The 349-nt window shown below is 67.0% G+C and carries 1 pseudogene; it reads left to right on the top strand.

Annotated features, from left to right (window positions below):
* Positions 1–319 (top strand): annotated as a pseudogene (gene tdh / locus J0695_RS40750) (L-threonine 3-dehydrogenase); the annotation flags it as partial.
* Positions 320–349 lie beyond the last annotated feature (30 nt).

Genomic DNA, 349 nt, shown 5'->3' with positions numbered 1-349 from the left:
GGAGATGTCGGGCCGGCCCGAGGCGATGCGCGAGATGGTCGCGAACATGACGCACGGCGGACGGATCGCGATGCTCGGGCTGCCCGCGGAGGAGTTCGCGGTGGACTGGTCGAAGATCGTGACGTCGATGATCACCGTGAAGGGGATCTACGGGCGCGAGATGTTCGAGACGTGGTACGCGATGATGGTGCTTCTGGAGGGGGGCCTGGACCTGTCCCCGGTGATCACGAACCGGTACGGCTTCCGGGACTTCGAGGCGGCGTTCGACGAGGCAGCGACGGGTCGCTGCGGCAAGATCATTCTGGACTGGACGGCGTGACGTGACCCGCTGCGCGGGCTGACCCCACCC

This window comes from Streptomyces beijiangensis, from assembly GCF_017315755.1.
GTDB lineage: Bacteria > Actinomycetota > Actinomycetes > Streptomycetales > Streptomycetaceae > Streptomyces > Streptomyces beijiangensis.
This window is presented reverse-complemented; position numbering and strand designations above follow the sequence as displayed.